Origin of the sequence: Candidatus Accumulibacter phosphatis, from assembly GCF_012939955.1 — a bacterium.
Taxonomy (GTDB): Bacteria; Pseudomonadota; Gammaproteobacteria; order Burkholderiales; family Rhodocyclaceae; genus Accumulibacter; species Accumulibacter delftensis.
Genome location: NZ_SPMY01000030.1, coordinates 68,227 through 94,056, shown reverse-complemented (window position 1 = coordinate 94,056; position 25,830 = coordinate 68,227). Strand labels below are relative to the sequence as shown.

The following is a 25,830-nucleotide window of genomic DNA, read 5'->3' as shown; positions in this document are numbered from 1 at the left end:
GGGCTGCCGTTGTCGCCACTGCGGGTGACGGTGAAGCTGATCGTGGTGGCCGGTCCGCCGGGGTCGCCTTCGGTCGCGGTGGCGTCGGCTATCGACAGCTCGGGCAGGTCGTTGTCGAGGATGGTGCCGGTGGCTACCGCGCGGGCGATGGTGGCGTTGCTGGCGCCGCTCAGGGTGACCGTGAAGTTCTCGGTGTCTTCAGGCAGCAGGTCATCGGTGATGTCGACGGTGATGGTCTTGCTGGTCTCGTTGGCGGCAAAGGTGAGGGTGCCGCTGAGGGCGTCGATGCTGTCGTTGTAGTCGTTGGGGTTGCTCGCGCTGGCCGGGGTGACGCTGTAGGTCACGGTTGACGGGCTGCCGTTGTCGCCACTGCGGGTGACGGTGAAGCTGATCGTGGTGGCCGGTCCGCCGGGGTCGCCTTCGGTGGCTGTGGCGTCGGCAATCGACAGCTCGGGCAGGTCGTTGTCGAGGATGGTGCCGGTGGCTACCGCGCGGCTGATGGTGGCGTTGCTGGCGCCGCTCAGGGTGACCGTGAAGTTCTCGGTGTCTTCAGGCAGCAGGTCATCGGTGACGTCGAGGGTGATGGTCTTGCTGGTCTCGTTGGCGGCAAAGGTGAGCGTGCCGCTGAGGGCATCGATGCTGTCGTTGTAGTCGTCGGGGTTGCTCGCGCTGGCCGGGGCGACGCTGTAGGTCACCGTCGACGGGCTGCCGTTGTCACCGCTGCGGGTGACGGTAAAGCTGAGTTGTGGTGGCCGGTCCGCCAGGGTCGCCTTCGGTGGCGGTGGCGTCGGCTATCGCCAGCTCGGGCAGGTCGTTGTCGAGGATGGTGCCGGTGGCGACCAGATTTCCGGCGGCAGCGTTGGCGCTGACATTGCTCAGGGTCACCGTGAACTGTTCCTTGCCTTCGACGAGGTCGTCATCGACCGTCGGTATCAGGATCGTCGTCTGGCTTGTCCCGGCAGCCAGGGTTACCTGACCGGTGAGTTGCGTTCCGGCGGCAATGTCGCTCTGATCGGCGTTACCACTGGTCACTGGCCCGAAGCTGATGGTGTAGGTTGCCGTGATCGGCTGACCGGGATCGGCCTCGCTCACAGAGACGACGAAGCGTAGCGTGCCGCCTTCGTCGGCCTCGGCGTCGCTGATGGAAAGAACGGGAAGCGGGATCTCCGGTTCGACCACCACTTCCAGTTTCTCCCAGTTGCGCACCGTGAGGTCGAAACTGGTGAACTGGAAGGCCGGATTGCCCGCCTGGTCTGGCTCGTTGCTCTGCGCCAGGAACGCCCGAAAGTCGTCGATATCCTTGATGATGTCTGCCGAGTTGGCTTCCGCGTGGGTGAGCACCAGGCGCAGAGTGTCATCGCCTGTGCCACCGTCGTAATAGTTGCGGTAAGCCGCGTTCTCGGCGAGGCGGTAGATGCCGGTATCGTCACCGCGCCCCCCGGACACGCGGTCGTTGCCCGTGCCGCCGTCGATCGTGTCCTTGCCATTCTCGCCGAACAGGTTGTCGTCACCTTCGCCACCAAAGACGAAGTCATCGCCGTCGTCGGCAAGAATACGGTCGTTGCCGGCGCCACCGTCAATGGTGTCGTTGCCGCGCCGGGCGAAGATGATGTCGTCACCCTGCAGGCCGAGAATGTTGTCGCTGTCGCTCTTACCTCTGATGATGGCCATGACGTTCTCCAAAATTCTGACGCTGAAAGGTCGAGCACCGCAACCGGCGAAAGACTTCACATGGCGGTCAGGGCGCGGTTAACTGAATCTGTTTCGGATACTGGCTTCCAGGCTTTTGGAATTCGCGGCACGCGGTCAGGGCGAATGTGGCTCCCCGCCGGTCACGCCTTCCCCGTCGACTGCGCGTCCGGTGCCCACTACGCTGGATGGCTGCCGACACGGTTTGCCGCGGCGGCGTTTGGATGCGGCTATGGTCGAGAGCGTCGACGCATCATGCCCCACAAGCCGAGCAGGGCAAGCCCCAGGATCGACAACGACGGCGGCTCAGGGATCGGCGCGGGAAGTTTGCTGAAGCGCTGCGTGAAGCTGTCCAGCGCGACCGTATCCTGAGGCTCGCGGCCGGCGATGAGAATCTTGGTCTCGACGAGAACCTGTGTTTGCGCAGCGAAGGTAATCGAGTCGGAGCGCACTGAAGGCGGGGAGAGGTATGCCAGGACGTTCTGCTCGCCGAGTACGTCCATGCCGGTTGTGGCAAGAACATCGCTGTCAACGGCGACTATTCCGTCGAGGTTTTCGACACCGAATTCGAAAGCCGAGAGTTCCAGCGAACTGCCTACAATCCGCGATCCGCCGTCACCGACCGAAATGAGGAAAGCGAGGTTGATGTCTATTTGGTCGGCTCCGCGGGTCTGCAAGACACCATTCGCAACCAGTTCAAAGCCGGGCTTGAGTACCTGATCGTCCAGTGGCATCACTTTGATCAGCGATATGTCCACAGGTGCGACGGTAGACTGGTCGTCAATGCTCCAGTCGTAGAAGCGCGTGCCGTTGATCTCCAGGTATGGGGGGTCGTTCAGGTGTCCGCGTTGCACAAGTTCTTCCAGGGTGCAGAACTGATTCGTGCTTGCGCAAAGGTGGGTGATGACAGCTGCCGGCGCTGCGCTGGGCCAGGCCCAGGAAACTATTGCGGTAGCTATTGCGAAAGCGTGCGACCAAGGGCTTTTCATGCTCGTGTCTCCCCGTCAGAGTAGATGAACAGCACCCATCGCGAATCAGGCGAAAGCAGGGCGATTCGTGAAGCGTGAAGGCGCAGGATTGTCGTCCGTCCTGTTGGCGGTAGAACTGTCCCAGGCGGTAGATTCTTCGAATCTCTACATTAAAACAAGGTTAATGGATCGCGCTTCTTGCCACAACCCCCCAAAACAGAGGGGGGCGAGGGCAGCCAATCATGCTGATCAAGTGTCCGTCGGGGCTCGTCAGCCGTATTCTTTTTGCCATGCCGGCCCTGTCCCTATTCTGACTACAGTGGGCGTGCCAAGCGGCTACTTTGTGCGCCAAGGACTCTCAAGGACTCTCACGACCTGGCTCGGCTACGGCGTGGCGCCGCTTGCACCGGACAGCCGGCTGATCAGCTTCGCATAGCCATGGACGCCGGCCCGGCAGTAGATGGCCTTCACGTATTCGCGCACCGTGTGTGGCGAGAGCAGCAGAATGTCGGCGATCTGGCGTGGCTCGTAGCGCTTGAGCAGGAGAATAGCGACGCGTTTTTTGCTGCGGCGTCAGTTGCAGCCCGAAAACCTCGCCGCGCACCTCGTTGTTCACGTCGAGTCTTTCGAAGGTCACGGAAAACTGCTGGCGCTGCTCGCCTTCGGCGACCTTCAGCCGTTGCGCCAGGCAGCTGATCGCGGGCGACGCTGGCAGCCGATTGGCATGGCCCAGGCCGATGATGCGCGCCGGAGCGACGCGCCGGGTGCTGACGACGACGACATCGCTCCCACAGCGCCAGATGCGCGACGATTCCCCAGGTCCAGGCAGAACCTGGACCGCGTTGTCGGGCAGGGATTCGAGAATATGCATGGCGTCCGGACTCAGCGCCTGGATGCTGCCATCGCGGGACATCACCATGACTGCCAGTAGCTGCCGCTGTTCTCGCTGGCGCTGCAGCGTGAGGTAGTCGATAGCGGTCGCGGCGTGACCGGCGAACCATTGAAACAGCAGCATTTCGTGCGGGTTGAAGTCGCGCATGCGACGATGCCGGTGTACCGCGAAGGCTCCCAGTGGAACGTCTCCCGGCTGAGGAATTACGGCCAGTGCATGGACATAGGGAGTGCGACTGATGGACTCGCCAGATTTGCCAGAATCGCCAGATTCGCCGTGCATCGTCCGATCGATGTTGGCGACGTCCGACAATCGAACCACGGTGTCCGGATTCCTGAGCGCCGGTTGCCAGATCAAGTAGGGATCCATTTTCTGGTAATGCACCAAGTCGTCGCACTTGGCGCGCTGATCGCAATCATGCGGAAAAGCCGGCCACAGACCGCCGCCAACGGGATCGATTGGTATGAACACGCCCGACGAGAATGGCAGCACGGGGCGCAAGGCGTCGAACCACTCGGGCATCAGCGCCAGCGGATCGTGATTCGGCGCCTGCCGCCTATAAATGGTATCGATCAGCGTGCACAGTCTGCTGTCCCGTCTGCCTGTCGTCATGTCCCCTCCACAAGTGATGTTATCACTGCGGTGGTCTTGCCAGATACCCCCTAATTCTAGGGGGGGTATGTCCCGGGACTTTCCATGGGCCGGGAGGCCCATTCACCGATTTGGCGATGCTCCTGTCACGAAACGACCATTCCCTGTGCTCCGGGGATCAGGAGCGCTGCAGACGAAAACATGCCCCGGATGCGCCGGAAAAAAAGCTCGGCTTGCCAGGATCAGCGATTGATATAGAGCAATTGCGCGGCCGTCGCCGGCTCTTGTGTTGCCTCTCCGTGCCGGTCTCCCGCCCGCTGAAGGCCTCCCGGGGCATCGATCTCGAGCAGTGAGATACTGCCAAAGGCAAGCGGCAACCGGCTCCACTGGTCGATTGGCAGTTGCAGCCAGTAGCCGAGCGCGGCACGGATGGCGCCGGCGTGCGTGACCAGCGCCAGGCGCTTTCCAGGCTCCGCGCACAGGCTGTCCACGCAGTCGACGACGCGCGCCTGCAGCAGCGCTGCCGATTCGCCGCCGGGCGGGGCGAAGTGCAAGACATTGGCGGCCCACTGGTCAAGCAACTGGCGGTCGATGTCGCTCCAGCGCTGGCCTTCCCATTCGCCGAAGTCGACCTCCATCAGCCGCGCATCGACCCGCGCTTGCGTATTCAGGGCTTTGGCGAGGCCAAGGGCGCGCTGCAGAGGGCTGGCGATGACTGGCGTATCGGCCGGCAGAAATGCGCGCAAGCGCCTGGCCAGCGGCAGTGGATCTTCGGCTTCGACGTCGAGCTGGCCATAGCAGACGCCGCTCTCGAGCAGGGGGCGCGGATGGCGGATCAGGAAAATCTGCACAGCAGCCCGGCGTAGAAGGCGACTTCGGCGAGTTGCTGCGTGGCACCGAGGCAATCGCCGGTGTAGCCGCCGATCTGGCGCCGGAACATGCGCGCCAGCCAGAGCGTCGCCAGGGCCGCGAAGAGGCAGCCAAGGAAAGCCTCGAAGGGCGGCAGGAAGAACAGCGGCAGCAGCGCGGTGAGTGCCGCGAAGCCCAGCTCGCGCCAGCCGATGCGCGTTGCCAGCGGCTTCGCCTTGCCCTCGTCGCGAACGTAGTCGAGGGCGCGCAAGAGCGTCGTCGAGGCAAAGCGGGAGAGCGTGTGACCGGCCAGCAATACCATCGGAATGATCAGCGGGTCGAACTCGACCAGCGCCAGAAAGCGGGCCAGCAGCAGCACGACCAGGGCGACAGCACCAAAGCTGCCGATCCGTGAGTCCTTCATGATGCTCAGGATCTGCGCTTTCTCCCAGCCGCCGCCAAAACCGTCGACCATATCGCTCCAGCCGTCTTCGTGAAACGCGCCGGTCAGATAGATGCTGCTGGCGATTGCCGCCAGCACCGCCAGGGTCATTGGCCAGATCTGGCTGGCGACGATGAACACCAGCGCGGCGATGGCGCCGACCAGCAGCCCCACGGCCGGAAAATAGCGCGCCGCGCGATCGAGGGCTTCGCTGCTGTGACCGACCCATTTCGGTACCGGCAGGCGCGTGAAGAAGCGCAGTGCGGCGAAGAAATACTCCAACTCGCGCCTCAGGCTGAAGCGCTGTTTCACAGTGGCGGGGAGGTTCTCTTCGTTGTCTGGCATGGGTCGTCGATCGGTCGGTTAATGTGAAAGTCGCGCAAGCGACTCACGAAACTCCCTTCTCCCCTTGCGGGAGAAGGGGCAGGGCAAGGGGGGCGGTCATGACTTTCATGATCAGGGGTGTCTCGGCATGTCATGACCGTTAACGCGGTGCCCGATGTTATACCGATATGCTCGGGTCAAGCCAATGCTCTAGCCTTCTCTGCCTGCCGATGAGGGCGTGATGAAGCGGAAACTGTCCGCTTCGGCTGCTCGCATTCGTGCATTCGTGCATTCGCGCCCTCCGCGGCAGGCCTTGCGCGCGTCAGCTTGATGGCATAATGCCTGGCCGGCGTCCTGGTCTGCGAATCTTGCACCGGGCAGCGCAAATGGATGTTGCGAAGATCGATCGCCATTCGCTGCGGAATCGACTATAAGGAGGGGATCGGAATGGAATGGATGGAAACGCTGCTGACAGTCGTTTTCCTGTCGGTACTGGCATACGTCGGGGTCTCGATGCTTGGCGCCGCACGCTGGGCTTTTCTGACCCGCGCGCTGCAGTCACGGCTTGTCGCCGGCCGGCAAACCGTGCTGCCGGCACGCTTCGAGCCGCGCGAGCTGAGCGGCTTGCCTGATCCCGTGCAGCGCTATTTTCGCGTCGCCTTGACGGCCGGTCAGCCGATGCTCGGCGCGGTCAGAATCGAGCATGCGGGCAGCTTCAATGTCGCCGATAGCGGTGCTTACCGGTGGAAGCCGTTTACTTCCGGCGAGCGAGTGATTGCACGTCCGCCGGGCTTCGTCTGGGATGGGCGGGTGACCCTCGTGCCGGGGCTGACGGTGCATGTGCACGACGCCTACGTGGCGGGCGAAGGAACTCTTCACCCGGCCTTGTTCGGGCTGACCTCACTGGCCAGGCGGCAGGGGAAGGGCGATATCGCGCAGGACGAGTTGATGCGCTTTCTGGCCGAAGCCGCCTGCTATCCGACCGCCCTCTTGCCCAGCCAGGGCGTGCAGTGGCAGGCGGTCGACCAACACTCCGCCACGGCGACCTTGAAAGATGGCGAGGTCAGCGCCAGCCTGTTGTTTGCCTTCAACGAAGAAGGACTGATTGAATCGGTTCGCGCTGAGGCGCGTGGTCGTACGCTGAACGGCAAGCTCGTGGTGTCGCCGTGGGAGGGGCTGTGGTCCGACTACCAACAGCGCGAGGGGATGACCATCCCGATGAGCGGCGAGGCGCGCTGGCTGACGCCAGAAGGGCCGCGCCCTTACTGGCGGGGCCGCATCGGACGGATCGACTACGAGTTTGTGTAAGCAATCCGCAGCATGCGCCATCCGGGGCTGAGGGCGCGCGGTTCAGGACTGGCGCGGCAAGCCCGGCGCGCCGAGCAAGACGGTGCCGGCGTCACACAAGCTTTTGATCGCGTCGGCGGCGTAGCCGAGTTGCTGCAGCGTCTCCTCGGTATGCTCGCCGAGTGCGGGTCCCAGCCACTCGGTATTTCCCGGCGTCGCCGACAGTTTCGGAACGATGCCCGGCATCTTGAACGACTTGCCGCCCGGCAGGAGGGCTGTTTCGATCATTTGCCGGGCCAGGTACTGCGGGTCGGCAACGATGTCGGCGGCTGAGTATACGCGTGAGGCGGGCACTTCCGCGGCGGCCAGCGCGTCCAGCACGCTGGCTTCGTCGTGCGCCGCCACCCAGCTATCAATGGCCGCGTACAGTTCGTCGCGGCGCGCGTCGCGACCAGCGTTGTCCGCCAGTTCATCGTCCTCGGCCAGATCGTCACGGCCGATGGCCCGCATCAGTCGTTTGAAGATCGCATCACCATTGGCGCCGATGGCGACGTGTTTGCCGTCCTGCGTCGAGTGTGTGTTCGACGGCGTGATGCCGGGCATGATGTTGCCAGTCCGTTCGCGGACGAAACCGAAGACGTCGAACTCGGGCAGCAGCGACTCCATCATCGCGAAGACCGCCTCGTAGAGAGCGACATCGACGACCTGCCCCTGCCCTCCGTTCTCCTTGTGACGCAGGGCCATCAGGGTACCGATCACGCCCCACAGCGCGGCGATCGAGTCGCCAATAGAAATGCCCGTCTTGACCGGTGGACGATCAGGGAAGCCGGTGACGTAGCGCAAGCCACCCATCGACTCGCCGATGGCGCCGAAGCCGGGCTGTTGCGCCAGAGGTCCGCTCTGGCCAAAGCCCGAGAGACGCAGCATGACCAGGCCCGGGTTGATGGCCGAGAGCGTTTCCCAGCCCAGGCCGAGTTTTTCGAGGACGCCGGGGCGGAAGTTCTCGACGACGATATCGGCCTCGGCGACCAGTTTATGAACGATTTCGCGGCCAGCGGGATGCTTGAGATTGATGCTCACCGATTTCTTGTTGCGCGACTGCACGTACCACCACAGCGAGGTGCCTTCGTAGAGCTTGCGCCACTTGCGCAAGGGGTCGCCGCCAGCGGGCGATTCGATCTTGATCACCTCGGCGCCGAACTCGGCCATGATCCGTGCCGCGAAGGGCCCGGCGATCAGGCTGCCGAGTTCGATGACCTTCAGGCCGCTCAGGGGTTTGGGCGATGTTGTCATGCGTTTGAGGCTCCTCCTTGTGCGCTGTGCTCGACAAAAGTCCGCTCAGCTTTCCTCGAATACCAGGGTGCGCTGCTCAACGCTCAACGGCAGCGATCGGGCGGTCACGAAATCTCCTTCAGCTATAATCGCCCTTATTTTGATCAGGAAAGCCAGCATGGGCAATCGCCTCTCAAAAATCGTTACCCGCACCGGCGACGCCGGCACCACCGGTCTCGGCGACGGTAGCCGGGTCGCCAAGGACAGCTTGCGAATCGAGACCATGGGCCAGGTCGACGAGCTCAACTCGGTCATTGGCCTGCTCTTGACCGAAGATATGCCGGACGCCATCCGGCAGGCCTTGACCCGCATCCAGCACGACCTCTTCGATCTCGGCGGCGAATTGTGCATTCCGGGAGCGAGCATGATCGGCGAGGCGCAGATCACTCGACTCGAAGCACTGGTCGAGCAGTTCAACGATGATCTCTCGCCGCTCAAGGACTTCATCCTGCCGGGTGGGACACGGGCCGCTGCTTTCGCGCATCTGGCGCGCACCGTCTGTCGTCGCGCCGAGCGTCAGATTGTTCATCTGGCGGACACCGAGCAGGTCTCCGACTTTGCGCGCAAGTATCTGAATCGCCTGTCAGATCTGATGTTCGTCCTGGGCCGTGCGCTGAACAAGGCGGCCGGTAGCAGCGACGTGCTGTGGGTGCAGGGCAGGAATCGCAGCGGCGACTGAACGCCGGCATTCACTTATTCGAGGGGGGAGGGCGACATGGCGATCGGGATTACAGTCATCACAACGGCCAACAGTGCGCGGCGCTTTTTGCAGACTGACGAGGCCGCTATCGAGCAGACTCTCGATAGCCTCAGACGCAGCAGCCAGATGTTCGCCGGGAAACCGCTGATCGTCGGCTCGGAAGCGCAGACCGAGGTCTTCGCGCGGGCGTCGATCGCCTGCCTTGAATTTGCAGCAGCGAAAGACCTGAGCGCCTACGTGGCGAGTCCGCTCAACCTGCAGCTCACCGTGTTGACACCCGAGCAACTCGCGGAGCCATTTAGTGGCTGGTTCGAAGGTGAGCGCTTCAAGGTACGCATCGATTTCTTCTTCACCGGTGGGCACGTCCTGCATACGCTTGCCGAAGGCGTGCGCAAGGCAGCGCTCGCCGAGCGCCTGATGAATCTGACCAGCTTCCTCGACCGTCCGGTGATGAACTACCGGCTGGCGCAAGGCGGCGTCGGACTGATGAATCCGGCCACCATCATGCGCTTCGTGATTTTCCCGGGGACTGACGATCTGCCGCGCGATGCCTGGCTGGCGGAGCCGGCGTAAGGCGGCAGGGCAGTACACCAGAGCGGCGAGAAAACAGCGCTCCCCGGGCAGATCGATTGCTTCGCCGGGATTCGGTAGTACACTCCGCAGCTCGATACGCTAGGGCGGCAGGCTTTCTTCCGGCGTTCTTGTTTTTGCCCCGGCCGGGGGAGCTGGCAGGCTGCCGCCAGCGCCGGCCACAGAACCTGCTGCGACGCAGGCTTGCGCACCCGAACAAACGTCCCTGACCGCCCGCGCCCCACGCGCCGGGGCGGCCTGCTGGAGAAATCACTGTAATGAGCTACACCGCAGAATCGATCGCCGTTCTCAAGGGGCTGGAGCCGGTGCGCCATCGTCCCGGGATGTATACGCGCATCGATTGCCCCCTGCACATCATCCAGGAAGCGATCGACAATGCCGCCGACGAGGCGCTGGGCGGCTTCTGCAAACGCATCACGGTGACCCTGCACAGCGACCAATCGGTCAGTGTCGAGGACGACGGGCGCGGTATTCCGGTCGAGATTCATCCGCTCGAACAGGTGCCGACGGTCGAGGTGGTGTTCACCCGGCTGCACGCGGGCGGCAAGTTCAACAAGGATGAGCGCGAATCGGCGTATCGCTTCTCGGGTGGCTTGCACGGGGTGGGCGTTTCGGTGACCAACGCGCTGTCGACGCGGCTCGAAGTCGAGGTGGTGCGCGACGGCGGGCGGCATCGCATGGCTTTCGCTGGCGGTAACGTGATCGAGCCGCTGCAGCGGGTCGGCGATGCGCCCAAAAGAACCAGCGGCACGCGTCTGCGCGCCTGGCCGGACGCGAGTTTCTTCGATTCGCCGCTGATCCCGCTGCCGCAGCTCGAACGCCTGCTGCGCAGCAAGGCGCTGCTGCTGCCGGGTCTGCAGGTTGCACTGAGCGTCGAGGGCGGCGCGAGTACTGAATGGTGTTTCGCCGATGGCATGCTGCAGTACCTGAGCGAGCAGATCGACGGCGAAATGGTCGCGCCGGTTTTCAGCGGCGAGAAATATGCCGCCAAGGGCGACGAGAACTTTCCGGTCGGTTCGGGCGCGGCCTGGGCGATCTGCTGGACAGCCGACGGCAGCCTGGCGCGCGAATCCTACGTCAACCTGATTCCGACACCCTCCGGCGGTACGCACGAGGCCGGTCTGCGGCAGGCGACGCTGGACGCGGTGAAGAGTTTTGCCGATCACCATGCGCTGCTGCCCAAGGGCGTCAAACTGGCGGCCGAAGACGTCTTTTCACGCGCCAGCTTCGTGCTCGCGGTGCGCATGCTCGATCCCTCGTTTCAGGGACAGACCAAGGAGCGCCTGAACTCGCGCGACGCGGTGGCGCTGGTGGCACGCATGCTGCGCGATCCGCTGGAGCTGTGGCTCAACGAACATCCGGATGCGGCCAAGAAGATCACCGATCTGGCCATCCGTGCCGCGCAGGCGCGTTCGCGTGCCGGCCAGAAAGTCGAGAAACGCAAGCAGTCGGGAGTGGCCATTCTGCCGGGCAAGCTTTCCGATTGCCAGAGCGAGGACACGCGCCGCAACGAGATCTTTCTCGTCGAAGGCGATTCCGCCGGCGGTTCGGCGAAATCCGGGCGCGACAAGGAGCTGCAGGCGATCCTGCCGCTGCGCGGCAAGGTGCTGAATACCTGGGAGGTCGATGCGGGCAGCCTGTTCGCCAACCGCGAGGTGCATGACATTGCGGTTGCCCTGGGCATCGATCCGCATCCGGCGAGCGCGCCCGACGCGGTATTGAACAATCTGCGTTACGGCAAGGTGGTGATCATGACCGATGCCGACGTCGATGGCTCGCACATCCGCGTCCTGCTGTGCACGCTTTTCTACCGTCATTTCCCGAAGCTGATTGCCAGCGGGCATTTGTACTTTGCGCAACCGCCGCTGTTTCGCCTCGACGTTCCCGGCCAGGGCAAGAATCGCCCGCCACGCAAGTTGTACGCGCTCGATAGCGACGAACGCGCGGCGACCCTCGATCGGCTGCGACTCGAAGGCATCAAGCCGGATGCGGTTGGTATCTCGCGCTTCAAGGGCCTGGGCGAAATGAATCCCGAGCAACTCTGGGAGACCACCATGTCGCCCGACACGCGGCGCCTGATGCGCATCCGCATGCCGGGCAGCGCGGAGGCGAAGCCGGTGATGCACATGTTGATGGGCAAGAGCGAGTCCGCGGGTCGGCGGGCGTGGATGGAAGACAATGGCGCGCTGATCGGTGCCGACATTTGAGGGGTAAGCCGAACGTGATCAAGGACGACTCGACGCCAGACCTGTTTGCCGAAACACCGCCGACGCAAGCGTCGCCGCCGTTGCCGCCAGGTGCTGGCGCACCGCCGGCGGCAGTTGATGGCGATGGCGGCGATGGTGACGACAGCATCCTGCTGCACGACTCGGCGGCGCGCGACTACCTCGAGTACGCGATTGCCGTTGTCAAGGGGCGTGCGCTGCCGGACGTCAAGGACGGGCTGAAGCCGGTGCAGCGCCGGGTGCTGTTTGCGATGCGCGAACTCGGGCTGTCGGCGACCGCCAAGCCGGTCAAGTCGGCGCGTGTCGTTGGCGACGTCATCGGCAAGTACCACCCGCATGGTGATACCTCGGCCTACGACGCGATGGTGCGCGTCGCGCAGCCGTTCATGCTGCGCTATCCGCTGGTCGACGGGCAGGGCAATTTCGGTTCGCGCGATGGCGACAACGCGGCGGCGATGCGCTACACCGAAGCGCGCCTGACGCCGATCGCCGAACTGCTGCTTGGCGAACTGGGCGAAGGCACGGTCGACTTCCTGCCCAACTACGACGGCTCTTTCGAAGAACCGGCCTTCCTGCCGGCGCGCCTGCCTTTCCTGTTGCTCAACGGTGCGTCGGGAATCGCCGTCGGCATGGCCACCGAAATGCCGGCGCACAACCTGCGCGAGGTCGCCGCGGCGGCCATCTACAAGATCGAGCATCCGGCGGCTGGCGTCGACGAACTCCTGGAACGGGTGCCTGGACCCGATTATCCGGGTGGCGGCCAGATCATTTCTCCGCCCGCCGATATTGCCGCTGCTTATCGCAGTGGCCGCGGCAGCCTGCGCGTGCGGGCGCGCTACGTGATCGAAGAAATGGCGCGCGGCGCCTGGCAACTGGTGTTCACCGAGCTGCCACCGGGCGTCTCATCGGCCAAGGTGCTCTCCGAAATCGGCGTTCTGCTCAACCCGCAGCCGCGGCCGGGAAAGAAGGCCGTCGAGCAGTCGGTGGCGCAGCTGAAGACGCTGATGGCCTCGCAGCTCGACCGCGCACGCGACGAGTCGGGCAAGGATGACGACATCCGGCTGGTTTTCGAACCGAGCAGTTCGCGCATCGACCGCCAGGACTTCGTGGCCATGCTGCTCGCGCATACCAGCCTCGAAACCTCGGCGCCAATCAACCTGGTGGCGGTCGGCATCGATGGCCGGCCGTGCCAGAAATCGCTGGTCGACCTGATCGGTGAGTGGTGTACTTTCCGTCTGCGGACGGTCTACCGGCGCACCGAGTTCCGCTTGCATAAAGCCGACGACCGTATCCATATTCTCGAAGGCCGGCACATCGTCTTCCTGAACATCGACGAAGTGATCCGCATCATCCGCGAATCCGACGACCCGAAGGCAGCGCTGATCGCGCGCTTCATCCTCTCGGATCGGCAGGCCGAGGATATCCTCGAAATCCGCCTGCGCCAGTTGGCGCGACTCGAGGGAATCCGCATCGAGCAGGAGCTGGCCAAGCTGCGCGGTGAACGCGAGGGCTTGCTGAAGCTGCTCGGCAGTGACACGCTGCTGCGCCGGCAGGTGATCCGGGAAATCAAGGCCGATGCCGAGAAGCACGGCGACGCGCGGCGGACGATCATCGAAACCGCGGTCACCGCTTCGCGCGCGGAAGCGGCGGCCGTCGCCGACGAGCCGGTGACGGTGATCATTTCCGAGAAAGGCTGGGCACGGGTTCGCCAGGGGCACGGCCTGGACCTCTCGGGGGTGCTGTTCAAGGACGGCGACCGTGCCGGTTCGGCGCAGGAGTGTCGTTCGGTCGACTCGCTGGTGATCCTCTCCACCGAGGGCCGCGCCTTCACTGTTGCCGTGGCCAGCCTGCCCGATGGTCGTGGCATGGGGGCGCCCCTGTCGTCCTTCGTCGAGCTGGGTAGCGGCAGGATTGCGCATGTGATCACTGGCCGCCCCGACGAGCAATTGCTGATCGCCAAGACTTCGGGCTATGGCTTCATCTGCAAGTATGGCGATCTGCTCTCGCGCCAGAAAGCCGGCAAGGCTTTCCTCGCCGTCGAAGACGGGGCGACGATTCTGCCGCTGCTGCGGATCAGGAGCCAGGATCATCTGGCGGCACTTTCGGAAGACGGCCGCCTGCTGATTTTCCCGCTCGAACAGATGAAGCGCCTGAGCAGCGGCAAGGGCGTCCAGATCATCGGCCTGCACGGCGACGAATCGCTGCGCGCGGTGGTGCTCACCCTGGGAGTTCGGGTGACGATCAGGGGAACGGCGCGCAGCCGGGCCAAGACGCTGCTTTCCGAAGATCGCCACATCAGCCAGCGCGCCCGCCGTGGTTCGCCGGTGGGGCAGATCACTAACGTGACGCTGGAGGCCTATCCGGAGTGATTGATGGCCAAGGAGACAGAATGATGAAGCGAACAGCAGTCTTGACCAGGGCGAGCGTGCTTGGCGTAATGGCCTTGTCGAGTGCCTTGGTGCTTGCCGAAGAGCTTGCTTGCGTGACCACCGAGTGGAAGCTGATCGGCGCCAATCACAAGATTTGTGTCGATAGCTTTTCCGACCGGCAGGTGCCGGGAGTGACCTGCCACGTCAGTCAGGCGAAAACCGGTGGTGTCAGCGGCAGCTTTGGTCTGGCGCAGGATCCGTCGCAGTTTTCGCTCGCCTGCCGGCAGACCGGCCCGATCACGCTGCCGGCCAAACTGCCGAAACAGCAGGTGGTGTTCTCCGAAGATACCTCGATCATGTTCAAGGAAACGCGCGTCATCAGAATGTGGGACGCGGCCAACAATACCCTGGTGTACCTGGCGATCAGCCGCAAGTTGATCGACGGCGCGCCGGCGAACAGCATTTCGACCGTTCCGGTAATGCCCTGGGGCGAACGTTGATGCGGGTCGTGCTGGCGACCGGGGGTGGCTGGTGGCAGTGATGTCGCCTGCGCAGCCCGACTACGATGTCAGCGCTCTGGGGCAGGTGTTCACTCCGCCGGCAATAGTCGAGGCGATGCTGGCGCTGGTCCGCAACCGCGGCCGAGTGCTCGAGCCGGCCTGTGGCGACGGCGCTTTCCTGCAGCATTTTCCCTTTGCCGTGGGCATCGAGATCGATGCCCGGCATGCGCCCCCCGGGGCGCGGGTAATGGACTTCTTTGCGCTGCCGGAGAACGAGGCTTTCGCCACCATCATCGGCAACCCGCCCTACGTGCGCTATCAGGACATTGCTGCCGAGACGCGCGCTTTTTTGAACAGCCATAGCGTGCTCGATGGGCGCGCCAATCTTTATCTGTTCTTCATCGAGAAGTGCCTGCGGCATCTGGCGCCGGGCGGTGAACTGGTATTCATCACGCCACGTGATCTGCTCAAGGCGACTTCGGCGGTGCCGCTCAATCGCTTGCTGCATGCGGCCGGAACGATCACCGACTTCGTCGACCTGGGCGACTCGCGCCTTTTTGCCGAGGTCACACCCAACTGCGCGATCTGGCGTTTTGAACGCAACAATTTTTCGCGCAGTACGCGCTACGCCGCGCAGGGTGTCGCCGACGGACTGGCCGGCCTGGGAAGACTGCAGTGGGAGGAGCGTCACTTCGTCGACAGCGGCGGGCACCTGCTGTTTACGCGCGGTGACTACGCTTTGCAGCTGAGCGACATCGCCTTCGTCAAGGTTGGTGCGGTGTCTGCTGCCGACGATCTGTATGCCAGCGAGGCCTACGGTAACCGCAGCTTTGTCTGCTCGGCGACGGTGGCCACTGGCGCCACCCGGCGGATGCTGTGGTGCCAACCCGGTGCGCCGCCGCCCGCGGCGCTGCTGGCGCACAAGGAGCGTCTGATCGCGCGCCGAATCAGGTCCTTCGATGAGTCCAACTGGTGGCAGTGGGGGCGTGGCTATCATCAGTCGCCGCAGGAACGGGTCTATGTAAACAACAAGACGCGTCGTCCGCAGCCGTTCTTCGTGCATCGCTGCAAGCACTACGATGGCTCGGTACTGGCGATTTTCCCACGCCATCCGGGCGTCGACGTGGTGGCGCTGGCGGCGGCCTTGAACAGCGTCGATTGGGCCGACCTCGGCTTCGTCTGCGACGGTCGCTTTCTGTTTACCCAGCGCAGCCTCGAACAGACGCCGCTTCCCGAGTCCTTCCGTACCTTCCTGAGTGGCTGCGGTGTAAGATCGCGGATCGAAGCCTAGCGTTGCTTGCGGCAGGCGCGCCGAATCGTGTCTACGCCGACGGGGTCGTCGCCCGGCTGGCAAAACTCGCCGCTGTGTTCGAGCTCGAACAAACGGCACCCCTGGAGGAGCAACTCTCATGCGTTTAGCATTCGTCGTCGATCCCTTGCCCTCGCTGAAGGCGTACAAAGACACCAGCATCGCCTTGATGCGTGCCGCGCAGGCCGCCGGACACGCGGTGTGGGCAGTACAGCAGTCAGCGATCCACTGGTCGGCGCTGCACGGGGTGTGTGCCGAGGCGGTGCATCTGGAAATGCTCGCCGACGACGATGACTGGTTCGTCGAGGTTGATCGCCATGTCGTTGCGCTGCGCGATTTCGCCGCCGTGCTGATGCGCAAGGATCCGCCCTTCGACGCCGAGTACGTGACCAGTACCTGGTTGCTGGAGCGCGCCGAGGCCGAGGGGGCGCGCGTTTTCAATCGGCCGCGCGCGCTGCGCGATCATTCCGAGAAGTTGTCGGTGGCCGAGTTTTCGCAGTTTGCGGTCCCCGGCGTGGTGGCGCGTCTGCCGGCGCTGATCCAGGCGTTTGTCGACCTCGAGCGGGATACGATCATCAAGCCGCTCGATGGCATGGGCGGCAGCGAGGTTTTTCGTGTGCGTCACGATGACCCGAATCGCAACGTGATCATCGAGACCCTGACCCACCATGGTGCGCGTACGATCATGGCGCAGCGTTATATTCCGGAGATCGGCGACGGTGACAAGCGCATCCTGATCGTCGGTGGCGAAGTCGTTCCCTATTGCCTGGCGCGCATTCCCAAGCCCGGCGAGACGCGCGGCAATCTGGCCGTCGGCGGCCGTGGCGTGGCGCGCGAACTGAGTGCGCGCGACCGCGAAATCGCGACCACGCTGGCGCCAGTGCTGGCGGCGCGCGGTTTGTTTTTCGTCGGTCTCGACGTCATCGGCGACTGGCTGACCGAGATCAACATCACCAGCCCGACGTGCATCGTCGAAATCGCCGAGCAGACCGGCTTTGACGCGGCCGAATTGTTCGTGGCGGCGCTGGAACGTGAGTGCGCAGCTGCCGCCTAGTTCTCCTTTTCGCGCTGGCTTGCCTTCTTGCTGCCTGCGCGCGGGCGCCGCTGCACCAGCAGCAGGCTTTCGTTTTCGGTACCCGTGTCGAGATTTTGATTGCCGGTCTTCCCGAGGCCGCGGCACGTCCGGCGGCGGCCGCCGTGCTGCGCGAGTTCGACCGTCTGCACCGTCGCTATCACGCCTGGCAGCCTTCCGAGCTGAGCGGCCTGAATCAGGCCCTGGCCGCCGGCCGGACGGCGTCGGTGACGCCGGAAATGGCCGGCCTGCTGGCCCACGCGCAGCGTTTCTCGCTGCTCAGCGAAGGGCTTTTCGACCCCGGGATCGGCGCCTTGATCGCGCTGTGGGGTTTTCAGTCCGACGATTTGCCGGCGAGCTTGCCGGACGCCGATACGCTGGCTGCCTGGCGAGCGGCGCCAGCGGGTGTCGTTAACCTGCAACTCGACGAGCTCCAGGTCAGTAGCCGCAACACCCGGCTGGCGCTTGATTTCGGTGGCTACCTCAAGGGCGTGGCGCTGGACCGCGCAGCGAGCATCCTCAAGGCGCAGGGCGTGCACAATGCATTGGTCAATATTGGCGGCAATGTGCTGGCGCTCGGCAGCAAGAATGGCGAGCGCTGGCGGGTGGGTATCCAGCACCCGCGCCAGCCGGGTCCGCTGGCGACGGTCGAACTCGACGATGGCGAGGCGATTGGCACTTCTGGCGATTACCAGCGCTATTTCGAGATCGACGGCCGGCGCTACAGCCACCTGCTCGACCCGCGTAGCGCTCAGCCGGTGCAGCACACGCAGGCGCTGAGCGTGCTGATCGGCGCACGCCCCGATGCCGGAACGCTCTCTGACGTCGCCTCCAAGCCCTTGTTCATTGCCGGTGCCGACTGGCCGCGCCTGGCGCGTCAGCTGCAGCTGGAGCAGGTTCTCAGGGTCGATGCGCAAGGCCAGGTTCAGGTCAGTCGGGCGCTGCACGCTCGGCTTGACTACCTTGGCGGCCAGCCGCCGTCGCTCGAAGTCCTTCCCTGAGCGCTCCGTGGCGACTGTGGGCAGTGCCCGGCGGCGCGGAATCGCTTAGAATGGCAGCCTGTTTTGATGAGGGGGCGAAATGATCGGCATTCTTCTGATAACGCACGGCTGCTTTGGCGAAAGCCTGATTCAGAATGTCTGTCACGTCCTCAACAAGCGTCCGCCACTGATCGCACAACTCGGTGTCGCACCGCAGGATGATCCGCTCGATATCCTGCCGCGGGCGCGCCTGCTGCTCAAGGAAGTCGACGGAGGCCAGGGGGTGGTGGTGATGACCGACATTTTTGGCGCGACGCCGGCCAACCTGGCGCTCAAATTGCTCCAGTCCGGCCACGTCGAAGGGGTTTCCGGCCTCAACCTGCCGATGCTGCTGCGCGCATTGACCTATCGCGACAAGGACATGGACACTCTTCTTCAGAAAGCCGTCAGCGGTGCTCACGATGGTGTGATGAAGCTGCCGACGCCCTAGTCGCTGACGATGATCGGAGGCCTGGATGGTACGTGCTGAAACGGAAATTCTTAACAAACTGGGCCTGCACGCGCGTGCCTCGGCCAAGTTGACGCAGCTCGCCAGCAGTTTCGACAGCGAAGTGTGGATGGAAAAGGGGGCGCGCCGCATCAACGCCAAGAGCATCATGGGGGTGATGATGCTGGCTGCAGGCAAAGGTTCGACAGTGCTCGTCGAAACCACGGGCAGTGACGAACAGGCGGCCAGCGAGGCCATTCTCGCGCTGGTCGCCGACCGGTTTGGTGAAACGGAGTGAAGCGGAGTGAATCGAGTACACCCCTTATGAGTTTTACCTTGCACGGGCTGCCGGTTTCCGGCGGCATCGCGATTGGGCGGGCGCATCTGATGTCGCACGCGACACTCGAGGTGTCGCACCTGGTTATCGCGCCTCGTCTGGTAGAAAAAGAGGTGGCGCGCTTCGAGGAGGCACTGCTCAGGGTTCACGAGGAGTTCGCCAGCCTGAAGGAGCGCATGCACAATTCGCCGGGCGAATTCGGCGCCTTCATCGACCTGCATACGATGATCCTCGCCGACCCGGAACTGGCCGACACTCCCAAGCAGTTGATTCGCGAGCGCCGCTGCAATGCTGAATGGGCGCTGGTGCAGCAGATGGAAGTGCTGGTCGGTCAGTTCGAGAGCTTTGAAGATCAGTATCTGCGCGAGCGCAGCTACGACGTGCGCCAGGTCGTCGAACGGGTGATCAAGGAACTCGTCGGCCAGCCGGGCCGGGTGGCGCTACGGACCAGCAAGGGGGTCAAGGAAGAAGATCTGATAATCGTTGCTCACGATCTCTCGCCGGCTGACGTCATCGCCTACAAGGATCATCATGTCGCCGCCTTCGTCACCGACGTCGGCGGCTCGACCTCGCATACCGCGATTCTCGCGCGCAGCCTGCGCATTCCGGCGGTGCTTGGCCTGCACAATGCCCGGCAACTGATTCACGACAAGGAAAACCTGATTGTCGACGGTACGCGCGGCGTGCTGATCGTCAACCCCGATGCGCGCATCCTCGACGAGTATCGCCTGCGAAAAAGTCAGATCGAGCTCGAACGCACCAAGCTCAGGCGTCTCAAGACGGCCAAGTCGTCGACGCTCGATGGCGTCGATATTGCGCTGCACGCCAATATCGAACTGCCGGGCGACGTCGCCAACGCGCTCGACGGCGGCGCCGAAGGCATTGGTCTGTTTCGCACCGAATTCCTTTTTCTCGATCGCGGCGACATGCCGACCGAAGACGAGCAGTTCGAAGCGTACCGAACGGTGGTCAAGGGAATGGGCGGGCGTCCGGTCACCATCCGTACTTTCGATCTCGGTTACGACAAGGACCTGCATCCGGGGAAAGTGGTCGGCGATCGCATGCAAAGCAATCCGGCGCTTGGCTTGCGCGCGATCCGCTTGTCGCTGGCCGAATCGAAAATGTTCCAGACGCAGTTGCGCGCCATCCTGCGCGCATCGCAGTTCGGCAAGATCAAGTTGCTGATTCCGATGCTTTCGCAGGCGCACGAAATCGACCAGACACTGGCGGCGATAGAGCGCGCGAAGGCGACCCTGCGCAGCGAGAACTGCCCCTTCAACGAGGAGATCGAAGTCGGGGCGATGATCGAGATCCCGGCGGCGGCGCTGGCCGTCGGACTCTTTCTGCGCCGCCTGCATTTCCTGTCGATCGGGACCAATGACCTGATCCAGTACACCTTGGCCATCGATCGCAGCGACGAGCAGGTGGCGCACCTTTACGATCCACTGCATCCGGCCGTCCTGATGCTCCTGGCGCACACCATCGCCAGTGCGGAAAAGGTGCATATCCCGGTTTCGATCTGTGGCGAGCTGGCCGGCGATCCCCTGCTGACGCGCCTGCTGCTGGGCATGGGACTGCGCCAGTTCTCGATGCATCCAGCGCAGATCCTGTCGGTCAAGCAATGCATCATGCAGAGCAACTGTGCGGAGCTGGCGCCCATCGTTCGCCGCCTGTTGCGCCACGAGGAGCCCGGGAAAATTCGCGAGCAACTGGAGAAACTCAACGCCTGAATTGACTTTTTCCCAGGCTGCAGGTAACTTTCGCGGCCTTGGCGCCGATTTGAACGATCAGCTTGCGGGCGCCTTATAAATACGGCTAAAGCGCGGCACGCCCAGTCCGCCTTGCTAGCTGACTGGGTTTTTTTTCTCCTGCCTCGGGTACACCTACGATCGCGATGTCACCAGAGAACTCTGTCGGACTCGTTACGCCGCAGCGCGTGCGCTTCGATACCCCGCTGACACTGAAGAGCGGCGCCGTGCTACCCGGTTTCGAGCTGGCCTACGAGACCTATGGCACGCTCAATGCCGAACATTCCAACGCCGTGCTGGTCTGCCATGCGCTGGCTGGCAGCCATCACGTCGCCGGCTTCTATGCTGACGATCCCGAGAACATCGGTTGGTGGGACAACCTGGTCGGGCCCGGCAAGCCGCTTGATACCCACAAGTTCTTCGTCATCGGGGTCAACAACCTGGGCGGTTGCTACGGTTCGACCGGCCCGCTGTCGATCAGGCCCGAGACCGGCAAGCGCTACGGCGCTGATTTCCCCCTGATCACCGTCGAGGACTGGGTGGCAGCGCAGGCCAGACTGGCCGACCATCTCGGCATCGACACCTGGGCGGCAGTGCTCGGCGGCAGCCTCGGTGGCATGCAGGCGCTCGAATGGTCTTTGCAGTTCCCCGATCGCATTCGCCACGCGATGGTCATTGCTTCGGCGCCCAAGTTGTCGGCACAGAATATCGCCTTCAACGAGGTGGCACGGCAGGCCATCATTTCCGATCCGGACTTTCATGGCGGCTACTACGCCGAGCACGGCGTCCTGCCGACGCGCGGCTTGCGGCTGGCGCGCATGGTCGGCCATATCACCTATCTTTCGGATAGCCAGATGGCCGAGAAATTCGGCCGGCAATTGCGTCATGGCGAGCACAAGTTCAGCTACGACGTGGACTTCGAAATCGAGTCCTACCTGCGCTACCAGGGCAATAAATTCGCCGCTTTCTTCGACGCCAACACCTATCTGATGATGACCAAGGCGCTCGACTACTTCGACCCCGCTTACGCCTATGCCGGCCATCTGCCGAGTGCTCTGGCACGCGCCAAGGCGAGGTTCTTCGTCGCCAGTTTTTCGACCGACTGGCGTTTTGCGCCGGCGCGTTCGCGGGAAATCGTTTTTGCGCTGCTGGATAATCGCCTGCGCGTCGTGTACGCGGAGATCGACTGCGACGCCGGTCACGATTCCTTCCTGCTCGACGATCAGCACTACCATGCCCTGCTGCGCGCCTATTTGGGAAACATTACCGTATGACCGAGCACGAGAGGAGAGTCAAGGCCGAGCAACGCGAGCGCTTCGACTTCGCGGTGATCGCCAGCTGGTTGCAACCCGGCGAGCACGTTCTCGACCTCGGTTGCGGCGACGGCAGGCTGCTGCGTTATCTCGACGAGACTCGTGATGTGACCGGCTATGGCGTCGAAATCGACCCGGAAAGCGTTCTCGCCTGCATTCGCAACGGCGTCGATGTGATCCAGATGAATATCGAATCGGGGCTGCTCGGTTTCGAAGATCATTCCTTCGATCGGGCCATCATTTCACAGGCCTTGCAGACGATGCACACCACCGAGCGCATTCTCACCGAGATGCTGCGCGTCGCCGCCGAAGCGGTGGTCAGTTTCCCCAACTTCGCCTATCGCAGCAACCGCGCGGCAATTGCCGCCGGGCACATGCCGGTGTCCGAGGATCTGCCCTACGACTGGTTCGATACACCGAACGTGCGCTTTTTCACGATCGTCGATTTCGAAGACCTGTGTGGCCGGCTCGGCATCGAGATTCGCGAGCGTCTGGCTTTCGACGAGGCTGGCCGGGAGGTGGCCGACGACTCGAACCTCAATGGCAGCCTGGCTTTCTATCGGCTCGGACGCAGATCTTGACGCCTGACTGGCTGCGCCTGCTGCTGACGCGGCGGATGCTGATCTGTGTGTTCACCGGTTTCAGTTCGGGCCTGCCGCTCTACCTCCTGCTGAATCTGCTGCCGGCCTGGCTGCGCAGCGACGGTGTCGACCTCAAGGTCATCGGTTTCTTCGCGCTGATCCAGTTTCCCTACACCTGGAAATTTCTCTGGGCACCGTTGCTCGATCGCTATCGCCTGCCACTCGGCCGCCGGCGCGGCTGGACGCTGCTCTCGCAGATCGGTCTGCTGCTGGCGATCGGTCTGCTCGGCGGCTTTTCCCCGGCGATCGATCTGACACCGGTGATCTGGCTGTCGGTGGCCTTGGCCTTTCTTTCGGCGACACAGGATGTCGCCCTGGATGCCTTTCGCCGCGAGATTCTGCGTGACAACGAGCTTGGGCTTGGCAATGCCGTGCATGTCAATGCCTACCGGATCGCCGGACTGGTGCCGGGATCGCTGTCGCTGATTCTTGCCGACCTGATTCCCTGGGCGCAGGTGTTCTGGATCACCGCCGCTTTCATGGTGCCGGGGATGGTGATGGTGCTGCTGGTCGCCGAACCGCTGGCGGTAGCGGCGCCAAAGACCCTGCGCGCGGCGGTCGTCGAGCCTTTTCACGAGTTCATTGGCCGCAAGGGCTGGCAGGGGGCGATGCTGGTCCTCGGTTTCATTTTTCTCTACAAGCTTGGCGATTCGCTGGCCACCAGCCTGTCGACGCCGTTCTACCTCGACCTCGGCTACAGCATGACCGACATCGGCGTGATCGCCAAACATGCTGGCCTCTGGCCGGCGGTATTCGGCGGTCTGCTCGGCGGTCTGTGGATGGTCCGCCTGGGCATCAATCGCGCCCTGTGGTTGTTCGGCGTGGTGCAGATGGCGACCATTCTCGGTTTCGCCTGGTTGGCATGGCGCGGCGCGCAGCCGAGCATAGAAGGCATCGATCGGCTGGCTCTGGCGAGCGTCATTGCTGCCGAGTATCTGGGCGTCGGTCTGGGCACGGCGGCGTTCACGGCGTTCATCGCGCGCGCCACCAATCCGGCGTTCACAGCCACCCAGTTTGCCTTGTTTACCAGCCTGGCGGCCGTTCCGCGGACCTTCATCAACGCCACCGCGGGTGCGCTGGTCGAGTCGCTGGGCTGGGTCAGTTTTTTCTTTCTGTGCTTCGGGCTGGCCTTGCCGGGCATGCTGCTGTTGTTGAAGGTCGCCCCATGGAACGAGACACCAGCGTCGCCGAGACCCTGATTGCTGCTGCCCGGCAGTTGTCGGCAAGACTGGCCGTGCTGCGCTTCGCGCCGCCGGTCAGTCACACCTATGATCCGCTGACCTATGCCTGGGCAGCGCACGAGATGTACCTGCGTCGCTACGCGGCTGGCCACCGGCGGGTAGTGTTCCTGGGCATGAATCCCGGACCTTTCGGGATGGTGCAGTGTGGCGTGCCTTTCGGCGAGATTGCGGCGGTGCGCGACTGGCTGGGGATTGTCGCCGAAGTGCAAGCACCGGCGCTGGAGAATCCCTGGCGGCCGATCGAAGGCTTCGCCTGCACACGTTCCGAGGTCAGTGGGCGACGCCTGTGGGGACTGTTCCGCGAGCGCTTCGGTAGCGCCGAGCGCTTTTTCGCCGAACACTTCGTCGCCAACTATTGCCCGCTGGCTTTCTTTGAGCGCGGCCGCAATCTCACCCCGGACAAGCTGCCCGCCGACGAGGCGACGGCCTTGCGTTCGGCTTGCGACGAGCATCTGCAGGCACTGGTCGTCGCTTTGCAGCCGCAATGGGTTATCGGTGTGGGCGCCTTCGCCGAGGCGCGGGCGAGCGCGGCTCTGGCCGGGAGCGGCGTCAGGATCGGCCGCGTACTGCATCCGAGTCCGGCCAGTCCGGCGGCCAACCGCGGCTGGGCGGAAGTCGCCAGCAAGCAGCTGCTGGGCCTTGGTGTCTGGCAGTGACGGTGGAACGGCAGGCTAGGGTCGTTGGCCAGCGAGCAAGCCGAGATCGGTCAACTGTCTGCGCAGCGTGCCGAAGGCACGCCAGGCGAAGTAGCCGCGTTTGCTCCAGCGCCAGACGCGGGCCGGTTTGACGACGATCAGCACAGCGATACCAAGGGCGACGATTTCCGGGTGTTGCTTGACGTAAGTGGTGCCAGTGCGCACGGTGGCAGTGGCGCGATCGGCGGTTTGCAGAGCATCGCCTAGCGGCTGCAGTTCCCGGGCCAGCAGTTGACGCTGATTGCTGATACGTTCGATCAGTCGGCCGCGCTCGATGGCCAGCTCAATCAGTTCTTGATTCATCGCCGGCTGCCTGTTTCAGTTGGCGAAGGTCCTCTTCAAGCTGGGCGAGGCTGGCGGCGAAGAGGTGCTCGGGTCGACGCATGCTCCGCTGTAGAGCGACGTAGGCCAGACCGCTGCAGGCAATGAACAGCACCCCGCTCGAGGCCAGGAGGACGACTCGGTACTCCCAGTACACGGCGAGCAGCAAAGCCACCAGCAGTATCGTGCCAAGCGCCAGGCAGAACACCATGATCTGCGACCAGAGCAACAGGCGGACGGCGCGCAGCTTTTCCTCCTTGAGTTCATTGCCCAGGAGTTCCAGCCGCGTCCGCCCGCTGCCGAGTAGCGTGAGCGCACCGTCTCGGGCGCCGGTGAACAGGCCCCTGCCAGTCCTTCCAGCGCTGACAGTCGTGTCGCTCATGGCGCGGGGAAAACCCTAGCGGCGACTGATGATGGCACCGAGCAGCAGGCCGACGACGGCCGCGACGCCGACGGCGCGCCACGGGTTCTCGTGCACGAAGTCGTCGGTGGCCCGTGCGGCGGCCTTGGTCTTGTCGACCAGTGCCCCTTCAGCATCGGCCAGGCGCAGCTTGGCGTCGCGCAGGCTCTGGCCAATGCGCTCGCGCAGGTCGTTCATCTTCTCGTCGGCAACGCCAGCGGTGGCGCGCAGGAGCTCCTCGGCGTGAGAAACCACGACTTTCATGTCGGAGACGAGTTTCTGTTTGCTGTCGGTGGAAAGTTCGCTGTTGACGTCGGGCATGGTGGACCTCGCAGTAGGAAGTGATGGCGAAAAGGGAATGCTTCGGTGGGGGGCAGGAAGAGGAGAGACCGAAGTGCAAAGAGCGAAGAGCGATCGTGGGACAGGAAGCGAGCACTCATGAACCCGTCAGATTATAGAACTAGGCGGCCAAGATCAATGCACGCTGCCCGGCAGGCAAGCTTTGTCCTGCGGCGCGAGGGTAGGGC

26 protein-coding genes and 1 riboswitch are annotated in these 25,830 nt (G+C 63.6%); of the genes, 16 read left to right on the top strand and 10 right to left on the bottom strand.

Annotated features, from left to right (window positions below; translation table 11 throughout):
• The 6 genes from E4Q23_RS11805 to E4Q23_RS11780 form a co-directional block, all read right to left on the bottom strand.
• The coding region (locus tag E4Q23_RS11805; RefSeq protein WP_336511673.1) for a Calx-beta domain-containing protein at window positions 1–695 on the bottom strand (695 nt) is incomplete at its 3' end.
• 19 nt (window positions 696–714) lie between these two features.
• The gene (locus tag E4Q23_RS11800; protein WP_169066821.1) at window positions 715–1,671 is read right to left on the bottom strand and encodes a Calx-beta domain-containing protein; all 957 of its coding nucleotides are present in this window, start codon (window positions 1,669–1,671) and stop codon (window positions 715–717) included.
• A gap of 248 nt (window positions 1,672–1,919) precedes the next feature.
• Window positions 1,920–2,543, bottom strand: a complete 624-nt coding sequence (locus E4Q23_RS11795) for a PEP-CTERM sorting domain-containing protein (RefSeq protein ID WP_169066820.1) — start codon at window positions 2,541–2,543, stop codon at window positions 1,920–1,922.
• A 472-nt stretch (window positions 2,544–3,015) separates the two neighbouring features.
• Entirely contained in the window at window positions 3,016–4,161 is a 1,146-nt protein-coding gene (locus tag E4Q23_RS11790; protein WP_169066819.1) for a hypothetical protein, read from the bottom strand.
• A 221-nt stretch (window positions 4,162–4,382) separates the two neighbouring features.
• Window positions 4,383–4,991, bottom strand: coding sequence for a histidine phosphatase family protein (locus E4Q23_RS11785; protein WP_169066818.1), 609 nt, complete (start codon window positions 4,989–4,991; stop codon window positions 4,383–4,385).
• A complete protein-coding gene (locus E4Q23_RS11780) occupies window positions 4,976–5,776 on the bottom strand; it encodes an adenosylcobinamide-GDP ribazoletransferase (protein WP_169066817.1) in 801 nt (266 codons plus the stop codon). The genes E4Q23_RS11785 and E4Q23_RS11780 overlap by 16 nt, the downstream gene beginning before the upstream one ends.
• A gap of 426 nt (window positions 5,777–6,202) precedes the next feature.
• On the opposite strand from E4Q23_RS11780, the gene E4Q23_RS11775 reads away from it, so the two are divergent.
• Window positions 6,203–7,063 (top strand): DUF6920 family protein, encoded by an 861-nt coding sequence (locus E4Q23_RS11775; RefSeq protein WP_169066816.1) that lies wholly within the window; start codon window positions 6,203–6,205, stop codon window positions 7,061–7,063.
• A 42-nt stretch (window positions 7,064–7,105) separates the two neighbouring features.
• Here the strand turns inward: E4Q23_RS11775 and E4Q23_RS11770 are convergent, their stop codons facing one another.
• Window positions 7,106–8,335, bottom strand: coding sequence for a CaiB/BaiF CoA transferase family protein (locus tag E4Q23_RS11770; protein ID WP_169066815.1), 1,230 nt, complete (start codon window positions 8,333–8,335; stop codon window positions 7,106–7,108).
• A gap of 157 nt (window positions 8,336–8,492) precedes the next feature.
• On the opposite strand from E4Q23_RS11770, the gene E4Q23_RS11765 reads away from it, so the two are divergent.
• The 15 genes from E4Q23_RS11765 (at window position 8,493) to E4Q23_RS11695 (ending at window position 24,543) form a co-directional block, all read left to right on the top strand.
• Window positions 8,493–9,053 (top strand): cob(I)yrinic acid a,c-diamide adenosyltransferase, encoded by a 561-nt coding sequence (locus E4Q23_RS11765; RefSeq protein WP_169066814.1) that lies wholly within the window; start codon window positions 8,493–8,495, stop codon window positions 9,051–9,053.
• A gap of 36 nt (window positions 9,054–9,089) precedes the next feature.
• A complete protein-coding gene (locus E4Q23_RS11760; RefSeq protein ID WP_169066813.1) occupies window positions 9,090–9,647 on the top strand; it encodes a hypothetical protein in 558 nt (185 codons plus the stop codon).
• A 275-nt stretch (window positions 9,648–9,922) separates the two neighbouring features.
• Window positions 9,923–11,872, top strand: a complete 1,950-nt coding sequence (locus E4Q23_RS11755; protein WP_169066812.1) for a DNA topoisomerase IV subunit B — start codon at window positions 9,923–9,925, stop codon at window positions 11,870–11,872.
• Window positions 11,873–11,889: 17 nt separating this feature from the next.
• Complete coding sequence (gene parC / locus E4Q23_RS11750; RefSeq protein WP_169066826.1) at window positions 11,890–14,259, top strand: DNA topoisomerase IV subunit A; 2,370 nt, start codon at window positions 11,890–11,892, stop codon at window positions 14,257–14,259.
• Between the two features lie 68 nt (window positions 14,260–14,327).
• Window positions 14,328–14,759 carry a CreA family protein gene (locus E4Q23_RS11745; protein ID WP_248595399.1) on the top strand — a complete coding sequence of 144 codons (432 nt, stop codon included), beginning with the start codon at window positions 14,328–14,330 and terminating at the stop codon, window positions 14,757–14,759.
• 40 nt (window positions 14,760–14,799) lie between these two features.
• Window positions 14,800–16,050 (top strand): class I SAM-dependent methyltransferase, encoded by a 1,251-nt coding sequence (locus E4Q23_RS11740; RefSeq protein WP_169066810.1) that lies wholly within the window; start codon window positions 14,800–14,802, stop codon window positions 16,048–16,050.
• 118 nt (window positions 16,051–16,168) lie between these two features.
• Entirely contained in the window at window positions 16,169–17,122 is a 954-nt protein-coding gene (gene gshB / locus E4Q23_RS11735; RefSeq protein ID WP_169066809.1) for a glutathione synthase, read from the top strand.
• Window positions 17,104–18,141: an FAD:protein FMN transferase gene (locus E4Q23_RS11730; protein WP_336511672.1), complete on the top strand. Its 1,038-nt coding sequence runs from the start codon at window positions 17,104–17,106 to the stop codon at window positions 18,139–18,141. Before gshB ends, E4Q23_RS11730 begins: the two co-directional genes overlap by 19 nt.
• 79 nt (window positions 18,142–18,220) lie before the next feature.
• Entirely contained in the window at window positions 18,221–18,610 is a 390-nt protein-coding gene (locus E4Q23_RS11725; RefSeq protein WP_169066808.1) for a PTS sugar transporter subunit IIA, read from the top strand.
• A 25-nt stretch (window positions 18,611–18,635) separates the two neighbouring features.
• Window positions 18,636–18,905, top strand: a complete 270-nt coding sequence (locus tag E4Q23_RS11720; protein ID WP_169066807.1) for an HPr family phosphocarrier protein — start codon at window positions 18,636–18,638, stop codon at window positions 18,903–18,905.
• Window positions 18,906–18,931: 26 nt separating this feature from the next.
• Window positions 18,932–20,674 (top strand): phosphoenolpyruvate--protein phosphotransferase, encoded by a 1,743-nt coding sequence (gene ptsP, locus E4Q23_RS11715; protein ID WP_169066806.1) that lies wholly within the window; start codon window positions 18,932–18,934, stop codon window positions 20,672–20,674.
• 31 nt (window positions 20,675–20,705) lie between these two features.
• Window positions 20,706–20,780, top strand: a riboswitch (SAM riboswitch).
• 58 nt (window positions 20,781–20,838) lie between these two features.
• Window positions 20,839–21,966, top strand: a complete 1,128-nt coding sequence (gene metX / locus E4Q23_RS11710) for a homoserine O-succinyltransferase MetX (RefSeq protein WP_169066805.1) — start codon at window positions 20,839–20,841, stop codon at window positions 21,964–21,966.
• Window positions 21,963–22,586: a methionine biosynthesis protein MetW gene (gene metW / locus E4Q23_RS11705; protein ID WP_169066804.1), complete on the top strand. Its 624-nt coding sequence runs from the start codon at window positions 21,963–21,965 to the stop codon at window positions 22,584–22,586. Before metX ends, metW begins: the two co-directional genes overlap by 4 nt.
• Before the next feature lie 35 nt (window positions 22,587–22,621).
• The gene (locus E4Q23_RS11700) at window positions 22,622–23,845 is read left to right on the top strand and encodes an AmpG family muropeptide MFS transporter (protein WP_169066824.1); all 1,224 of its coding nucleotides are present in this window, start codon (window positions 22,622–22,624) and stop codon (window positions 23,843–23,845) included.
• Window positions 23,812–24,543: a uracil-DNA glycosylase family protein gene (locus E4Q23_RS11695; protein ID WP_169066803.1), complete on the top strand. Its 732-nt coding sequence runs from the start codon at window positions 23,812–23,814 to the stop codon at window positions 24,541–24,543. The genes E4Q23_RS11700 and E4Q23_RS11695 overlap by 34 nt, the downstream gene beginning before the upstream one ends.
• A gap of 15 nt (window positions 24,544–24,558) precedes the next feature.
• Here the strand turns inward: E4Q23_RS11695 and E4Q23_RS11690 are convergent, their stop codons facing one another.
• Genes E4Q23_RS11690 through E4Q23_RS11680 form a run of 3 tightly spaced genes read right to left on the bottom strand, consistent with a single transcriptional unit; the run spans window position 24,559 to window position 25,624 of the window.
• Window positions 24,559–24,885, bottom strand: a complete 327-nt coding sequence (locus E4Q23_RS11690) for a YqjK-like family protein (protein ID WP_169066802.1) — start codon at window positions 24,883–24,885, stop codon at window positions 24,559–24,561.
• On the bottom strand, window positions 24,866–25,285 hold the full coding sequence (locus tag E4Q23_RS11685) for a phage holin family protein (protein WP_169066801.1): 420 nt from the start codon (window positions 25,283–25,285) through the stop codon (window positions 24,866–24,868). Before E4Q23_RS11685 ends, E4Q23_RS11690 begins: the two co-directional genes overlap by 20 nt.
• A 15-nt stretch (window positions 25,286–25,300) precedes the next feature.
• Window positions 25,301–25,624, bottom strand: a complete 324-nt coding sequence (locus tag E4Q23_RS11680) for a DUF883 family protein (RefSeq protein ID WP_169066800.1) — start codon at window positions 25,622–25,624, stop codon at window positions 25,301–25,303.
• Window positions 25,625–25,830 lie beyond the last annotated feature (206 nt).

Excerpts from the sequence above, each read along its gene's own strand:
- E4Q23_RS11680 (WP_169066800.1), bottom strand. The coding sequence starts at position 25,624 with ATGCCCGACGTCAACAGCGAACTTTCCACCGACAGCAAACAGAAACTC.
- E4Q23_RS11740 (WP_169066810.1), top strand. The coding sequence starts at position 14,800 with ATGTCGCCTGCGCAGCCCGACTACGATGTCAGCGCTCTGGGGCAGGTG.
- E4Q23_RS11770 (WP_169066815.1), bottom strand. The coding sequence starts at position 8,335 with ATGACAACATCGCCCAAACCCCTGAGCGGCCTGAAGGTCATCGAACTC.
- E4Q23_RS11685 (WP_169066801.1), bottom strand. The coding sequence starts at position 25,285 with ATGAGCGACACGACTGTCAGCGCTGGAAGGACTGGCAGGGGCCTGTTC.
- ptsP (WP_169066806.1), top strand. The coding sequence starts at position 18,932 with ATGAGTTTTACCTTGCACGGGCTGCCGGTTTCCGGCGGCATCGCGATT.
- E4Q23_RS11700 (WP_169066824.1), top strand. The coding sequence starts at position 22,622 with ATGCTGATCTGTGTGTTCACCGGTTTCAGTTCGGGCCTGCCGCTCTAC.
- E4Q23_RS11775 (WP_169066816.1), top strand. The coding sequence starts at position 6,203 with ATGGAATGGATGGAAACGCTGCTGACAGTCGTTTTCCTGTCGGTACTG.
- E4Q23_RS11695 (WP_169066803.1), top strand. The coding sequence starts at position 23,812 with ATGGAACGAGACACCAGCGTCGCCGAGACCCTGATTGCTGCTGCCCGG.
- E4Q23_RS11790 (WP_169066819.1), bottom strand. The coding sequence starts at position 4,161 with ATGACGACAGGCAGACGGGACAGCAGACTGTGCACGCTGATCGATACC.
- gshB (WP_169066809.1), top strand. The coding sequence starts at position 16,169 with ATGCGTTTAGCATTCGTCGTCGATCCCTTGCCCTCGCTGAAGGCGTAC.
- metW (WP_169066804.1), top strand. The coding sequence starts at position 21,963 with ATGACCGAGCACGAGAGGAGAGTCAAGGCCGAGCAACGCGAGCGCTTC.
- E4Q23_RS11780 (WP_169066817.1), bottom strand. The coding sequence starts at position 5,776 with ATGCCAGACAACGAAGAGAACCTCCCCGCCACTGTGAAACAGCGCTTC.
- E4Q23_RS11760 (WP_169066813.1), top strand. The coding sequence starts at position 9,090 with ATGGCGATCGGGATTACAGTCATCACAACGGCCAACAGTGCGCGGCGC.
- E4Q23_RS11725 (WP_169066808.1), top strand. The coding sequence starts at position 18,221 with ATGATCGGCATTCTTCTGATAACGCACGGCTGCTTTGGCGAAAGCCTG.
- E4Q23_RS11720 (WP_169066807.1), top strand. The coding sequence starts at position 18,636 with ATGGTACGTGCTGAAACGGAAATTCTTAACAAACTGGGCCTGCACGCG.
- metX (WP_169066805.1), top strand. The coding sequence starts at position 20,839 with ATGTCACCAGAGAACTCTGTCGGACTCGTTACGCCGCAGCGCGTGCGC.
- E4Q23_RS11765 (WP_169066814.1), top strand. The coding sequence starts at position 8,493 with ATGGGCAATCGCCTCTCAAAAATCGTTACCCGCACCGGCGACGCCGGC.
- E4Q23_RS11690 (WP_169066802.1), bottom strand. The coding sequence starts at position 24,885 with ATGAATCAAGAACTGATTGAGCTGGCCATCGAGCGCGGCCGACTGATC.
- E4Q23_RS11745 (WP_248595399.1), top strand. The coding sequence starts at position 14,328 with ATGGCCTTGTCGAGTGCCTTGGTGCTTGCCGAAGAGCTTGCTTGCGTG.
- E4Q23_RS11800 (WP_169066821.1), bottom strand. The coding sequence starts at position 1,671 with ATGGCCATCATCAGAGGTAAGAGCGACAGCGACAACATTCTCGGCCTG.
- E4Q23_RS11755 (WP_169066812.1), top strand. The coding sequence starts at position 9,923 with ATGAGCTACACCGCAGAATCGATCGCCGTTCTCAAGGGGCTGGAGCCG.